Source organism: Actinoplanes aureus, assembly GCF_015704865.1.
In the GTDB taxonomy this organism is placed as follows: domain Bacteria; phylum Actinomycetota; class Actinomycetes; order Mycobacteriales; family Micromonosporaceae; genus Actinoplanes; species Actinoplanes aureus.
The window spans coordinates 134,223-148,475 of record NZ_JADQTO010000002.1; the positions used below are offsets into that span (position 1 = coordinate 134,223).

A 14,253-nucleotide genomic window follows, 5' to 3' on the forward strand; every position below is an offset into this window, starting at 1 on the left:
GCCCAGGGAGGTGGGGCAGGCGATCAGCCCTGCTGGAGGATGGCTTCACCCTCGATCTCGATCTTGACCTTCTTGCCGATCATGACGCCACCGGCCTCCAGGGCCATGTTGTAGGTCAGGCCCCAGTCCTCGCGGTCGATCTCGGTGTGCGCGCTGAAGCCGAACAGGTGCTGCCCGTACGGGCTGGTGGTGGCACCCTCGAACTCGACGATCAGCTCGACCGGGCGGGTCACGTCCTTGATGGTGAGCTCGCCCTCGAGGACGAACTCGGCGCCCGCGTGCGACTTCACGCCGGTGCTGCGGTACTCCATCGTCGGGTACTTCTCAGCCTCGAAGAAGTCGCCGGTGCGCAGGTGGTTGTCCCGGTCGACCTGGCCGGTCTCGACGCTGGCGGTCTTGATCGACGCGGTCACCGAGGAGTCGAGCGGGTTCTCACCCACGACGATGGTGGCGCTCGCCTCGGCGAACTGTCCGCGGACCTTGCTGACCATGAGGTGCTTCACCACGAACCCGACCCGCTTGTGCGCCGCGTCCAGCTCGTAGGTGCCGGCGGCGGGGATCTGCAGACCTTCGAACTCACGGGTGCTGACGGTCATGACTGGTTCCTTCTCTCAAGCCTGTGCGACACGGATGCTTGTCTGACGGAGCAACTATATGCTCCGCAATATTCCTCCTGTCAAGTGCCTGCTAGTGTTGACCTCGTGAACAAGGACCTGGACGACCCACGCCTCACCGCGATCGGCCTGCTCGCCGAGGCGTACACGGGATTGATGAACCGGCTCGCCGCACAGTTCGACGAGCACCGTCTCTCCCCAGTGGAGTTCGAGGTGCTCATGCGCCTGGCCCGGTCACCACGCAGTCAGCTGCGGATGACCGATCTGGCCGGTCAGACCACGCTTTCCACCAGCGGCGTGACGCGTGTCGTCGACCGGATGGAGCGCAGCGGAATGGTGCGTCGCGAGGCATGCGCGACGGACCGGCGCAGCTCTTACGCGGTGATCACCGAGGCCGGCCAGCAGCGGCTCGCCGAGGTGCTGCCCGGCCATCTGGAGCTCGTGCAGAAGTGGTATGTGGGATTGCTCACCGAGGAGCAGCTCGAGCAGTTGCTGAGATCGCTGCGCACGATCCGGGACACCGTCAATCCGTGCGCGGTGGCGGGCAGCGAAGAGACGCCGCCCGCCTAGCTCAGAGGCCGAGCCCTCGCGCGATCAGCATGCGCTGCACCTCGGAGGTGCCCTCGCCGACCTCGAGGATCTTCGCGTCCCGGTAGAACCGGCCGACCGCGGACTCGTTCATGAAGCCGTATCCGCCGTGCACCTGCGTGGCGTACCGGCTGTTCTCCATCGCGGCGTTGCTGGCGTGCAGCTTGGCGATCGCCGCGTACCGCTTGAAGTCCTCACCGGCCAGCATCCGGGCGGCCGCGTCGTAGTAACCGAGCCGAGCGGTGTGTGCGCGGAGGTCCATGTCCGCGATCAGGAACTGCACGGCCTGGAAGCCGCCGATCTCCCGACCGAAGGCGGTGCGCTGCTTCGCGTACGCCACCGACTCGTCCACGCAGCCCTGGGCCAGACCGACCGAGAGGGCCGCGATCGCGATCCGCCCCTCGTCGAGGATCCGCAGGAACTGCGCGAGACCCCGGCCCCGCTCACCGAGCAGGTTGGCGGCCGGCACACGGACCTCGTCGAAGGACAACTCGTGGGTGTCCGAGGCGCACCAGCCGACCTTGGAATACTGCGGCGCGACGGTGAAGCCGGGCGTGCCGGACGGCACGATGATCGTCGAGAGTTCCTTGCTTCCGTCCGGGTTCGTCCCCGTCACCGCCATCACGGTGACCAGGCAGGTGATGTCGGTGCCGGAGTTGGTGATGAACGCCTTGGTCCCGTTGATGACCCACTCGTTCGTCGACTCGTCGAGCACCGCGCGGGTCGTGGTGCCCGCGGCGTCCGATCCGGTGCCGGGTTCGGTGAGACCGAAACCGGCGAGTGCCTCGCCGCTGGTCAGCCGGGGAAGCCACTGGCTGCGCTGCTCCGGCGTGCCGTACCGATAGATCGGCATGGCGCCGAGCGAGACCGCCGCCTCCAGCGTCACCGCGACCGAGCTGTCCACTCTGGCCAGTTCCTCGAGGGCCAGGCAGAGCGCGAAGTAGTCGCCGCCCATCCCGCCGAACTCCTCGGGGAACGGCAGCCCGAACAGACCCATCTTGCCCATCTGCCGCACGATCTCGTACGGGAAAGTCTTGTTCTCGTAATGCTCGGCGATGACCGGCGCGATCTGCTCCTGAGCGAACGCCTGCACGCTGGCGCGCAACTCCTCGTACTCGTCGCCGAGCCGGAAGTCGACCATGACTGTCCTTCTCTCTTTACCGGAGTGACCTATACCGGAGTGACGCCGTGCCGGCGCCGGGAGAACGCACGTTCCTTGTTTCGCGCCGCGGCGAAGCGCCCGATCAGCTCGGCCCGCAGTTCGCCCGGCTCAATGACGGCGTCCACGACGAGTTCGCTGGCCAGACGCATGATGTCGATGTCGCGCTCGTACTCGGCGCGGCGTTCGGCGACGAAGGCGGCCCGCTCATCGGGGTCCTCGATCGCCGCGATCTTGTTGGCGTAAACCGCGTTGACCGCCGCCTCCGCTCCCATCACCGCGATCTTGGCGGTGGGCAGGGCGATGGTGGCATCCGGCTCGAAACCGGGCCCGGCCATGGCGTACAGGCCTGCGCCGTACGCCTTGCGCACCACCACGCAGATCTTCGGCACGGTGGCCTCGGAGATCGCGGTGATCATCTTGGCGCCGTGCCGGATGATGCCCTGCTTCTCGACGGCCGTGCCGACCATGAAGCCGGGGACGTCGGTCAGGAAGAGCAACGGCACATTGAAAGCATCACAGAGTTGGACGAACCGGGATGCCTTGTCGGCGGAGTCCACGAACAGAACCCCGCCCTTGAACATCGAGTTGTTGCCGACGATGCCGACCACCTCGCCGTTCATCCGGGCGAAGCCGACCGTCAGCTCACGGGCCCAGAGCGCCTGGATCTCGAAGTAGGAGCCCTCGTCCACCAGGCCTTTCACGTACCTCCGCATGTCGAAGGCCTGCCGCTCACTGGCCGGCACCAGCGCGCCCAGGTCGATGCCGGCAGGCTCGGCGGCGCTCGCCGCCGGCGGCTTCTGAGTCCAGTTCGCCGGCAGGTACGACAGGTACCTGCGCACCACGTCCAGCGCGTCCTGCTCGGTCTTGCAGAGAAAGTGCCCGACACCGGAATCGGTGCAGTGCACCCGGGCGCCACCCATCGCCTCAAGGGTGGTCTTCTCACCGGTGACCATCTCGACCATGCGGTCGGAGCCGAGGTACATGCTGGCGTTGCCCTCGACCATCGCGACCACGTCGCAGAACGCCGGAATGTACGCCCCGCCCGCGGCCGACGGCCCGAACAGCGCACAGACCTGCGGAATCGAGCCGGAGGCCTTGACCTGGGTGTGGAAGATCTTGCCGGCGCCGCGCGGGCCGGGGAAGAGATCGACCTGGTCGGTGATGCGGGCACCGGCCGAGTCGACGAGATAGACCATCGGCACACCCTGCCGGTACGCCCGCTCGATGGTCCGGATGATCTTCTCGACCGTACGCGCACCCCAGGAGCCGGCCTTGACCGTGGAATCGTTGGCCATGACGCAGACGTCCCGGCCGTCGATCCGGGCAGCTCCGGTGATCACGCCATCCGCGGGCAGACCATCCGCCAGACTGTTGGCGTAGAGCCCGTCCTCGACGAAGGAACCCTCGTCGACCAGGAGCGCGATCCGCTCCCGCGCGAAGAGCTTGCCTTTGGCGGCGTTGGCGGCGTGATACCGCTCGGCGCCACCGGCCAGCACACGCTTGCGTACCCCGGCCAGCGTCTCGCCGTCCATCGGGCCCTCCGCTCTCAGCCTTAACGCTCGTTAAAGGTTGAACGAGCGTTAGGTTAGCTCACCGGCGGGCACAGCGGCAACGGCGGACGGGAGCCCCCGCGAGGGGACTCCCGTCCGTTTTCACTACTACCGGCGCTGTGGAGGCGCGCCGGCGGTCATCGGCGCCGCGCGGCGCCGCCGCGAGTCGCGCCCGGGGCCGGCGCGCCCCGAGCAGGTGCCGCGAGTCGTCAGCGCAGCGTGTTCAGCAGGTCCAGACCGCCGATGCCCGCGCTGCCGACGCCACCGAGGCCGTCGGTCAGCTCGGCGACCGGGGACTTCTCCGACTTGGCGCCCTTGCGGCCACCGTGGTGCTGGTCGCCGTACTGGTCCGGCTTCTGGCCGCCGTAACCGTCGTCGGCCACGTCCCCGGCCGGCTTGCCGTAGCCGTCGTCCTTGACGTCCTGGTCGTTGTTGTAGCCCTGGTCGCCACGCACGTCACCGTCGTCGTCGCAGCCGTAGCCGTGCCCGTGCCCGTGGCCCTTGACGATGCCCTTCACCGGGCCGCAGTCGCCACCGAGGCCGCCACCGTCGCCGATGACGTCGCCCGGCCAGATCGGCTTGACCGGCTTGACCCAGTGGATGTGCTTGCGGTTGCCGTGCCCACTGCCGAGGTAGTTGACGCACGTGCCGTTCGCGCTGGCCAGACCCAGAACCGCGAGCGAGTTGCCACAGGCGTTGATCGGGATGGTGATCGGCGCCGCGATCTGGGTGCCGTTCGCGAGGCCGAAGTTGCCGGCGCTCACCTGGTCGACGCTGCCGACCCCGTCGCCGCCGCCGTCAAGGCCGCTCTCGGTGCGCTTCTGCTTCTTGCCCTCGAGCTTCCAGACCCTGTGGCCGCCGCCCACGATGTTGGCGCAGAATGCGTTGGCCGAGGTCACGCCGACCACGGCGAGCGAGTTGCCACAGGCGTTGATCGGAACCGTGATCGGAACCGCGATCTGGGTGCCGTTCAGCGCACCGAAGTTGCCGGCGCTGACCTGGTCGACGCTGCCGACCCCGTCGCCGCCGCCGTCCAGGATGCTCTCGGTCCGGGCGCTCTCGAGCTTGTTGATGCCCGTCCCCTGGGCGTGGGCCACACCGAGCACGCTGACCGCGTTCCCGACCACGTTCACCGGAACCTTGACCGGCACGGCGATCTGGGTGCCGTTGAGGGCACCGATGTTGCCGTAGGTGACCTGGTCGACGTCGGCCTGCGCGGCCGCGGCCGGGGCGAGCAGCAGGGCACCGGCGGCCAGGACACCGACGCTGAGAGTCTTACGAACCCACGTCTTCTTCATGAGAAAGAGATGCCTTTCGCAAATGGTCAACAAATGGTTTCCGCATATTCAATTGGGATGTTCCGGAACCTGTTTTTGGGCGCAGCGGTGCCCTGGCGCGTTTTCTCCGGCCCTGACCCGCGTGTCAGCACGCGCCTTTTGGCGGCGCTTCGGTAAGCGGTGAAGTGATGTTCGGGCTGTTTCGCTATCTCTGCAGATTCGCGGGGCCCGGACGACTAGTCAGGTGAGACGGTTGGGGCCTCGGCGTCGTGCCGCCGGACCTCGACATCGGTCGCGAGCGGGCGCAGGTGGTTCCGCACCGCACCGTTCGCGAACCGGGCCGGAAGAACGGCTGCCGAGCCGGACTCCGGAGACGCTCCCGGCGCACCGGCCGGGATGCCGCTGACTGCCCCAAGATTGATCCGCATCGGAGCCGGCCCATCGTTGACGGGCCGGTCCTCACGGATCGTCTCCGGTACGGCCGGCCGGGCGGCCGAGACGTTCCGAGAGACGTGGGACCGGGACGATGCCTCGGCGTACCGGACCGGCGTGATGCCGGCACGGGCACGGGAGGCGAGAGTGCTGTCGCTCGCATCGGCGAGCGTTTCCGCCGGCATGACCGTCCGGGCGCCGTCGACGGCCGGAGGATGTGGCCGTTCGGCGCCGTCAGGGACGGCAACCGGCGTTTCCGCAGGCGCTGGTTCCGCCTGTGCGGGCTCGGTCACGGAATCCGCGGCGATGTCCGCCGACCCGGTCCGCGCGCGGTCGTCCGCCATCTCACCGCTGGTACGCGATGCAGCGGCCGCCGTTCGCAGGACCGTGTCGACGGTCTCCGCGCCGATCGCGGATCCGTCGTGCACGACCTCGGCGAGCGTCTCCACCGGCCCGGACAGCACCCGTTCCGGTGCCGCGAGGATCGACGTCACGGCAGGACGCCGGTGGGACTTGGGTGCGGACTCCAGCGGCTGAACGGCCGCCTTCAGGAGTTCGCCGACCGTGGGTTCGTTCCCGGACACCGACGCGACACTGTCCAGCGTGGACCCGAGCACCGAGCCGACCGGCCCGGAGCCCTGGTCCGCGGCGTGTGCGGCGGCACCGGTGAGCAGCCAGGCCGCACCGGCCAAGCCACCGATGACGAGTGCACGCAAGGCCCACCGGGAACCGGTACGGCTCGCGCGGCGCTCCGGCCGCCGCTCCGCCCCATGGCTGTGGGACGGCATGAGCGGGGAGGCGCCGTGGGCAGTCACGGACCGGTACGCCGCGCGCTCGTCGCGCTCGACCTCCCAGTCCGTCATGATCTACCCCTCGTCGTCGACCTTCAGCCGGTGACGTATGCCGCCCGCTTCGTCCTCTTCCAGGAGAAGAGTCGGTAACAGGCGATATTGGCCACTCGGTATTGGTAACGAGGGGAGCGATCCGAAAGTCACGCGGACAAATCGGAAAAATGATCGCAGGAAAATGCCGCGAGAATCACACCAAGCGGGTCCGCGGACCGGCCCGGAGAACCCCTGAGGGCAACTGCCGGCCGACGACCTCTTCGGCCAGTTCAGCCGCCTCGATCAGACGATCAAGGTCGATTCCGGTGTCCACGCCCATGTCGTGCAGCATGTGCACGACCTCCTCGGTGGCCACGTTCCCGGAGGCACCGGGCGCGTACGGACAGCCGCCGAGACCACCGGCGCTGGCGTCGAACTCGGTCACCCCCAGGTCCAGGGCGGTGAGGATGTTCGCGAGACCCGTACCCCTGGTGTCGTGGAAATGGAGCAGGTCCGGGCGTACCGCGGAAAGCAGGTCGCGCACGCGGCGCGGAGTCGCCATGCCGGTCGTGTCGCCGAAGGCGATGCGGTCCGCGCCGTCGGCGCGGACCCGGGCCACGATGCCGGCCACCCGATCCGGATCGATGTCACCCTCGTACGGGCAGCCGAAGCTCGTCGCGACGATCACCTCGAGCGTCGCCCCGGCCTCGTGCACCAGCGGGATCAACTGGGCGATGTCGTCCAGCGACTCATCGGTGGACCGGTTCAGGTTGCGGCGGTTGTGGGTGTCGCTGGCCGACACCACCACCTCGATCTCCCGGAAACCGGCGGCGATCGCCCGCTGCGCGCCGCGTGTGTTCGGGATCAGCGCCGAATAGCGCACATCGGGGTTGCGCCACATCCGGGCCCAGACCTCGTCCGCGTCGGCCATCTGCGGGATGGCCTTGGGATGGACGAACGAGACCGCCTCGACACGCCGCACACCGGTCCGGCTCAGCGCGTCGATCAACCGCACCTTCGCATCGGTGGGAACGGGCTCCTCGTTCTGCAGCCCGTCCCGCGGAGCGACCTCGCGGATCGAAACCGTGGTCATCCCGCTTCACCTCATCCGGGAGACGATGCCGGTGTCGTAGTCACCGGAGAGGAACTCCTCGTTCTCCAGCAACTCGGCGAAGAACGGCAGGTTGTTCTTCGGACCGGCGATCCGGAAATCGGCGACAGCGGTGCGCGCCCGGGCGATCGCCTCGTCCCGATCAGCGCCGGTGACGATCAGCTTGGCCATCAGCGAGTCGTAGAACGGGGTGACCGTGGTGCCCTCGGCGTACCCGGAATCCACCCGTACGCCCTCGCCGTCCGGTTCCTCCCAGGTCGCCACCTTGCCCGGCCCGGGAAGGAACCGCTTCGGGTCCTCGGCGTTGATCCGCAGCTCGATCGCGTGACCGGCCTGTCCCATGTGGATGTTCGTCTCTTCGCCCGATGCGATCTTGAGCTGCTCCTCGACCAGGTCGATGCCGTGGATGATCTCGGTGATCGGGTGTTCCACCTGCAAGCGGGTGTTCATCTCCAGGAAGAAGAACTCCCCGGTAGCGGGGTCGAGCAGGCACTCGACCGTGCCCGCATTGCGATAGTTGACCGCTTCGCCGGCCTTGACCGCGGCGGCCAGGAGCCGTTCCCGCAACTCCGGGGAGACCGCCGGGGACGGGGCTTCCTCCACCAGCTTCTGATTGCGGCGCTGCACCGAACACTCCCGCTCGGAGAGGGCGATCACCCGGCCGTCGGCGTGACCGAGGATCTGCACCTCGACGTGACGCACCCGAGGGAAGTAGCGCTCGATCAGCACCGAGCCGTCACCGAACATCCGCTCCGCGAAGGCGCGCACCTTCTCGTACTCGGAACGCAGGCCGGCCTCGTCGGCCGCGACCGCCATGCCCATGCCGCCGCCACCCGCTGCGGCCTTCACCATCACCGGGAAGCCGATCTCCGCGGCCGCCTCCAGCGCGGCCTCGACGGTCGCCGCCGGGTCCTTCGTCCCCGGCGCGACCGGCACGCCGGCCGCGGCCATCAGATTACGAGCATTGATCTTGTCACCCATCGCGGTGATCGCCTCGGCGCCGGGTCCGACCCAAATCAGGCCGTTGACCTCGACGGTACGAGCAAAGTCCGCGTTCTCGCTGAGAAAGCCGTACCCCGGGTGGATCGCCTGTGCACCGGTCGACTTGGCGGCGGCCAAGATCGCCTCGGTGTTGCGGTAGCTCTGTGCCGGGTTGGCGGGACCGATGCAAACCGCCTCATCCGCCTCGGCAACGAACGGCAGGTCCGCGTCGGCTTCGGAGTGAACCGCGATCGTCCGGATCCCCAGCCGCTTCGCGGTGCGGATGATCCGGCGGGCGATCTCGCCCCGGTTCGCGATGAGCAACGACTCGATCATGATGCTCTTTTCTGTCGGTTTGTCCGCCTCGTGGGCGATCTCCTGTCCGGTCCGGGCCGCTTGTGGCCACCCGGTCGGCCATGTTCCGTCTTGCTCTTGCCCCGCCTTGCTGTTGCCTGCTCGCTCTTCGGCCGCTTTGCTTCTCGGCCGCCTTGCTTCCCGGCCGCCCTGCTTCCCGGCCGCCTTGCTTTTCGGCCGCTCAGTGCCCGGTCAGCGCGTGCACCGTGGCGTCACGCAGCAGGTCCGCCCGCCGGCGCCACTCCACCTCACCGCCGAGGAACGGGGTCGAGTTCATGAGACCGAAAGCGGCATGCGCCAGCACCCGCGCTTCCGGAGCAGCCAGCTCCGGGCGCACCCGGGAGAGCACGCCGACCCACTCCTCGACGTAGAGGCGCTGGAGGCGGCGGATCTGGCGGCGGGGCTCCTCCGGCAGCCGATCCAGCTCGTGCAGGTGCAGCGCGATCACCGCGGGATTGGCGAGCGCGAAGTCCACATGAAAGTCGATCAGGTCCGCCAAGGCCGCCTCGGCGTCCTCGGGGTGCCGGGCAACCCGCTCCTGACCACCCTCCAGCAGGCTCTCGCTGACCGGGATCAGCGCGGCGACCAGCATCGCCTCTTTACCGGCGAAGTGGTGATAGAGGGCTGGGCCGGTGACGCCGGCAGCGGAGCCGATGTCGTCCATCGACACGCCGTGGTAGCCGCGGGACGCGAAAAGTCCCACCGCGATCTCCAGGATTTCCTCGCGGCGTGACCGCCGCCGGGGCGCCGGTGGGGTCGTCCGGTGCCGCTGATCTACCGTCGTCACCCGGCAACTGTAACTCGATGTCAAGCCCTTGCTTAACGGTCGTTCAGCCTAATCTCCGGCCTCCAGCGCCTCGTCGTACAGCTCGCGCGCCATGTCCAGGACCGGAGCCGCCCGATCGTCCCCGGCCAGCAGCGCGCCGAGGATCTCCCGGGCCGCACTGGCTGAGCCCGACCGCAGCAGGGCCTCCGCGAGCATGACCGAGACCCGGTCGGCGTCGTGACCGGCGCCGATGTCCCGCAGCCGCTCCGGCGCGCCACGCAGGTGCGGCACCGCCTCGGCATATCGGCCCCGGCGCATCAGAAGATTACCGATCTCAAAGGCGAAGATTGACTCGCCCCAGCGCACGCCGGGCTGTTGGGCCAGCTCACCGGGGAGTTCGGCGTAGCGCTCGGTGGCCAGACGGATGACCTCCTCCGCCTCGGGCAGCTCGTCGGCATAGTTGAGAGCCATCAGGCGGCGGCGCAGCAACCGCAACTCGCCGGCGAGATCACCGGCCTCGCGCAACGCCTCGGCGGCGGCCCGGAAGGTCAGCGCCGCCTCACTGTCCCGGTCCAGGTCGTAGAGAACCTGACCGGCCTCTTCACCGATCTGCCCCCGGCCGGCCGGGTTGTCCGCGAGCCGCTCGATCAGATCGCGATAAATCCCGAGCGCCCGGTTGCTGTCACCGAGATCACGGTAGAGGCTGGCGAGCAGGAACCGGGTGTCGTTCGCCGGCTCCTCGAAGCCCAGCCGTTCGAAACCGATCAGCGCCTCCTCCGCCACCTCGACGGCCTCCGCCCGCCGGTCGGCCAGCCGGTACGCCTGCGCGAGGTCCTGCCGAGCGAAGACGCCACCTTCCCGCATGCCCTGTTCGGCACAGAGCGCCACCGCCTCGACCAGATCGTCGACCGCCTCGGCGGGACGCCCCAGCCGCATCAGCGCACGTCCCCGATGCACCCGGGCACTCACCTCCGGCCCGGACAGCCCGGCGGCCAGCGTCTCGTCGAACGCGGCCACCGTCTCCGCCGCGTCCTCGGTCAGGTGGCCAACGACCGCCGCGGCCTGGGCACTCATCCGCGCCGGGCCGTGGGTCCGGTAGAACTCCCAGCCGGCCCGGGCCGCCTCCAGCGCTTCCTCGTTCCGGTCCGCCGCGGCCCGGTTCCGCGCTCGCACCATCAGGTGGTGCGCCCGGCGGCGCGGATCGGACAGCTGCTCGGCGTGCCGGTCCGCCTGGTCACCCGCCTCGTTGGCGTCGTCGATCCGGTCCAGCATCAGGTAGATCGTGGACAGTCGCAGCCAGGCCGCCGCCCGGTCCTCCGGATCGCCGTGCTCGTCGTGGTACGCCACGTCCGCCTCGACCGCGGCAAGACCCTCCCCAGGTGATCCGGCCAGCCCGCGCTCCAGGCCGATCCGCGCCCGCAGCTTGATCGCCGCCCCGGCGTCGCCCGCGTCGGTGTAGAGCCGGATCGCGCGTTCCCAGGCGTCGACGGCGCCGTCCGCGTCGTCGGCGTTGCGCAGCCGCTGACCCCGCAGCCGCCACAGCCGGGCGGCGAGCGACGCTTCCGCCGGCTCGCCGAACCGCGCGCCGAGAGCCTCCACGACGGCTGCCAAGGCGTCGTCCCGGTCCTCGTCCCAGTGCTGTTCGCCCAGGTCCAGCAACTCGGCGGCGGACAGCTCCGGAACCGTTACCGGTGCCGGCGGCTCGACGACCGGCACCACCGCAGGCGCTGGCACCCGCCGGGCCGTTGCGGACAGCGGCAGCTCCACCCCGTACGGCTCCGCGGCCAGCGTCTCGGCGATCAGCTCGCTCTGATAGGCGGTGCCGTTACGGGCGTCGAAGCGAGCCGCCAGCTCGGTGGCGACCTTGACGAGCTCGCCGGCCAGGTCGACGGCCGCGATGTCGTCCCGCCCGGTACGCCGGATCAGGGCGTCCCCATGTCCCCGCTCGGCGATCCGGTGCAGCAGAGCAGCACCGGAGGCCGCGAATTGCATGGCGGCGGCCGGCGACGGCGCGCGGTCGAGCCAGTCGATGTGCCGCTGGAGGATCTCCAGACCCCGGTGCTCGTTCCCGGTACGCGTGCAGAACTGGATGTGCCCGGCGATGCCCCACAGGTCAGCCAGATTGTTCCGCTCGATCAGGTACGCCCGGCGGTGTGCGTCAGCCGCCTCCTCCAGCCGGCCGACCTTCAGATACGCCTCCATCAGCTCGCTGAGGACGCCCTGCGGCTGCTCGGCACAGTCCAGCTCCTCGGCAAGCGTCGCCACGCCCCGCTCGACCGCCTCGGCGGGCCGCCCGCGGGCGTTGAGGTGCCGGATCAGCGTGGTGGGGTCACAGCCCGCACAGTCGGAGAGCGAGTCGCGGGGTGCGGCGAGCCATTTCTCGTACCAACTGTCGGCCTCGTCGAGGTGGCCGACGTGCTTGGCGACCAGGTAGCGGTGCTTGTAGACGGCCTGCATGCCGTGGCCCCGCTCCTGATACCGCCGCTCCATGTCGTCGAGCACCGCATATGCCCGCGCGAGCGGCACCTCGGGAAAGTCGGTCATCGAGTTGACCATGGTCTTGAACAGCCACAGCAGGCTGTGCGACCGCCGCTCGTGGTAGGACGCCGGCTTCCGGTCGAAGTCCGCGACACACCAGGAGAAGGTGGCGAAGGCCTTCACCGGCTCGCCGCCGTAGACGTAGGCGTTCGTCGCGAACAGCCGGGTCTGGAACGCCAGCTCGGGCTCGCCGACCGCGTCCACGTGCCGGAGCACCTGCTCGACCAGGGCGATCTGCGCCGCACCGTACGGCAAGTGGTACGCCTCGTTCAGCAGGCCCCAGAGCTCCTCGGCGCTCCTCATCAGGAGGCCTCGCCCGGAACCGCGCGGTCCAGCAGACCGAGGAGCGACGTGGTGAGCAGCGCCGCGTCGGACGGCCGGATCGGGTGGTGACCCAGCATCAGGGCCTGGCCGTAGAGCGACTCGACGGCAAGCCCGGCCAACTCCGTGTCAGCGAGCGCGGCCACCCGGCGGACCAGTGGATTGCGGTGGTTGAGCACGAGCTGGGGCCGATCGGTCGGCACGGTCTGCGACAGCGCGTCGAGCACCCCGCCCCACAGGTCGTCGGCCTGATCGCGGCTGGCGGTGAACTCGTCACGGAACGCCGCGGCCCGGCTGATCAGATAGAGCGCCGGCACGGTGACCGGATCGAAGGCGCGCACCACGACCTCGCAGCCCAGCCGGTCGAGACGGCGCTGGGCCACCGACAGGAACGGGCGCAGCGACAGCTCCGTCTCCGCGTCCAGCGGCAGGAAGCGAGTGGTCAGGTCGGTCGGGTCGAGCCGTTCCGCCCGGATCTCCGGATCGGTCCCGGCGAGGCGCTCGATCAGGTCGGCGTCGTAGACGTAGCCACCGTTGATGAGGCCCACGTCCTGGGCCGCGGCGACGGCGGCGAGCTGCCGGAACTCGTCGTCGGTGGCGGCGTAGCGCAGCACGCCGAACCGCTCGCGGAACTCGGCGAGGGTGATCTCGCCCATGTTGGTACGCATCGGGTACCACTGCTCGACCAGGCGAAGCATCTCGTCGTCGTGCAGGGCCAGCGCCTTGACGCCGAGGTGATGGATCCGCAGGAACTCGCCGAGGCGGCGCGGATCGGTCGCCGACAGCCGCACCAGCCAGCCGCGGATCTGGTCGGCGATCGCGTCCCGCGTCTCGGCGAGCTGGCCGTCGTCGTAGAGCGACTCGCGGCTCGCGGTGGGGCGCAGCTCGGAGCTGTCCACCACGCACCGGGCGAAGAACGCCCACTCCGGCAGCAGGCCCTCGACGCTCTCGGCGAGCAGCATGCGTTTCAGGTAGACGCGGTGACCGCCACGGCTCGCCGGGTTGACCGGGGTGGGCAGCACGAACGCGGCGCCGGTGAGTCCGGCGGCGGGCACGTTCAGCTCGATCACGTCGAACGGGCGGAAGCCGAGGGTCTTCTCCGCATACGTCGCGCGGGCCTGCGGCGGGAACTCCCACGGCAGGCCGCGGCCGGTGACCGGCCGGCCGTCGACCGTCACCTCGACGGGCAGCAACGAGCCGTACAGCGTGGCGAGCTCGGTCACGGTCGTACCGGTCAGGAAATGCTCGGCGCCGCGGCGCGGCAGGAGGGTGACCGTGGTGCCGGGCTCGCGCTCGGCGCCGGGAGCCACCTCGTAGCGCCCGTCGGAGTAGCCGGTCCAGAGCACCGCCGGGGCGCCCTCGTGGCGGGTGTGCACCCGGATCTCGTCGGCCACCATGAAGCAGGAGAGCAGGCCGATGCCGAACTGGCCGAGGAACTCATGCCGGGCGAAGCCCAGCTCGTCCCGTTTCGAGCTGCGACCGATGGTGGCCAGCAGCTCGTGCACCTGCGCCTCGGTGAGCCCGATGCCGTTGTCGCTGATCCGCAGCATCTCACCGGTGATGATCTCCACCCGGCCGGCGTGATCGGTCCCGGCAGCGGTGATCGCGTCGACGCTGTTCTGCAGGAGCTCGCGGATGTAGACGCGTGGGCTCGCGTAGAGATGGTGGCTGAGCAGGTCGACGATGCCCCGGAGATCGACCTGGAACGTGTTGCTCACGGGCGAGAAAGCTACCG

General features: G+C 69.4%; 11 protein-coding genes. 1 reads left to right on the forward strand and 10 read right to left on the reverse strand.

What is annotated here, in order from left to right; genetic code table 11:
- Positions 1–23: 23 nt before the first annotated feature.
- A complete protein-coding gene (locus I4J89_RS03545; protein WP_196412357.1) occupies positions 24–596 on the reverse strand; it encodes a YceI family protein in 573 nt (190 codons plus the stop codon).
- 105 nt (positions 597–701) lie between these two features.
- On the opposite strand from I4J89_RS03545, the gene I4J89_RS03550 reads away from it, so the two are divergent.
- Positions 702–1,184: a MarR family winged helix-turn-helix transcriptional regulator gene (locus I4J89_RS03550; protein WP_196412358.1), complete on the forward strand. Its 483-nt coding sequence runs from the start codon at positions 702–704 to the stop codon at positions 1,182–1,184.
- 1 nt (position 1,185) lies between these two features.
- Here I4J89_RS03550 and I4J89_RS03555 read toward each other — a convergent pair whose 3' ends face one another.
- From I4J89_RS03555 to I4J89_RS03595, 9 genes are all read right to left on the reverse strand, one after another.
- A complete protein-coding gene (locus I4J89_RS03555) occupies positions 1,186–2,343 on the reverse strand; it encodes an acyl-CoA dehydrogenase family protein (RefSeq protein ID WP_196412359.1) in 1,158 nt (385 codons plus the stop codon).
- Positions 2,344–2,372: 29 nt separating this feature from the next.
- The gene (locus I4J89_RS03560) at positions 2,373–3,896 is read right to left on the reverse strand and encodes an acyl-CoA carboxylase subunit beta (RefSeq protein ID WP_196412360.1); all 1,524 of its coding nucleotides are present in this window, start codon (positions 3,894–3,896) and stop codon (positions 2,373–2,375) included.
- 227 nt (positions 3,897–4,123) lie between these two features.
- A complete protein-coding gene (locus tag I4J89_RS03565) occupies positions 4,124–5,212 on the reverse strand; it encodes a chaplin (protein WP_196412361.1) in 1,089 nt (362 codons plus the stop codon).
- Between the two features lie 215 nt (positions 5,213–5,427).
- The gene (locus tag I4J89_RS03570) at positions 5,428–6,486 is read right to left on the reverse strand and encodes a hypothetical protein (RefSeq protein ID WP_196412362.1); all 1,059 of its coding nucleotides are present in this window, start codon (positions 6,484–6,486) and stop codon (positions 5,428–5,430) included.
- A 175-nt stretch (positions 6,487–6,661) separates the two neighbouring features.
- Entirely contained in the window at positions 6,662–7,540 is an 879-nt protein-coding gene (locus I4J89_RS03575) for a hydroxymethylglutaryl-CoA lyase (protein WP_196412363.1), read from the reverse strand.
- 6 nt (positions 7,541–7,546) lie between these two features.
- Positions 7,547–8,875, reverse strand: coding sequence for an acetyl-CoA carboxylase biotin carboxylase subunit (locus I4J89_RS03580; RefSeq protein WP_196412364.1), 1,329 nt, complete (start codon positions 8,873–8,875; stop codon positions 7,547–7,549).
- Between the two features lie 199 nt (positions 8,876–9,074).
- On the reverse strand, positions 9,075–9,680 hold the full coding sequence (locus I4J89_RS03585) for a TetR/AcrR family transcriptional regulator (protein WP_196412365.1): 606 nt from the start codon (positions 9,678–9,680) through the stop codon (positions 9,075–9,077).
- A gap of 48 nt (positions 9,681–9,728) precedes the next feature.
- On the reverse strand, positions 9,729–12,500 hold the full coding sequence (locus I4J89_RS03590) for a tetratricopeptide repeat protein (protein ID WP_196412366.1): 2,772 nt from the start codon (positions 12,498–12,500) through the stop codon (positions 9,729–9,731).
- Positions 12,500–14,236: an HSP90 family protein gene (locus I4J89_RS03595; protein WP_196412367.1), complete on the reverse strand. Its 1,737-nt coding sequence runs from the start codon at positions 14,234–14,236 to the stop codon at positions 12,500–12,502. The genes I4J89_RS03590 and I4J89_RS03595 overlap by 1 nt, the downstream gene beginning before the upstream one ends.
- Positions 14,237–14,253 lie beyond the last annotated feature (17 nt).

Coding starts and splice junctions, on each gene's coding strand:
- I4J89_RS03545 (WP_196412357.1), bottom strand. CDS start 596: ATGACCGTCAGCACCCGTGAGTTCGAAGGTCTGCAGATCCCCGCCGCC.
- I4J89_RS03555 (WP_196412359.1), bottom strand. CDS start 2,343: ATGGTCGACTTCCGGCTCGGCGACGAGTACGAGGAGTTGCGCGCCAGC.
- I4J89_RS03560 (WP_196412360.1), bottom strand. CDS start 3,896: ATGGACGGCGAGACGCTGGCCGGGGTACGCAAGCGTGTGCTGGCCGGT.
- I4J89_RS03565 (WP_196412361.1), bottom strand. CDS start 5,212: ATGAAGAAGACGTGGGTTCGTAAGACTCTCAGCGTCGGTGTCCTGGCC.
- I4J89_RS03570 (WP_196412362.1), bottom strand. CDS start 6,486: ATGACGGACTGGGAGGTCGAGCGCGACGAGCGCGCGGCGTACCGGTCC.
- I4J89_RS03575 (WP_196412363.1), bottom strand. CDS start 7,540: ATGACCACGGTTTCGATCCGCGAGGTCGCTCCGCGGGACGGGCTGCAG.
- I4J89_RS03580 (WP_196412364.1), bottom strand. CDS start 8,875: ATGATCGAGTCGTTGCTCATCGCGAACCGGGGCGAGATCGCCCGCCGG.
- I4J89_RS03590 (WP_196412366.1), bottom strand. CDS start 12,500: ATGAGGAGCGCCGAGGAGCTCTGGGGCCTGCTGAACGAGGCGTACCAC.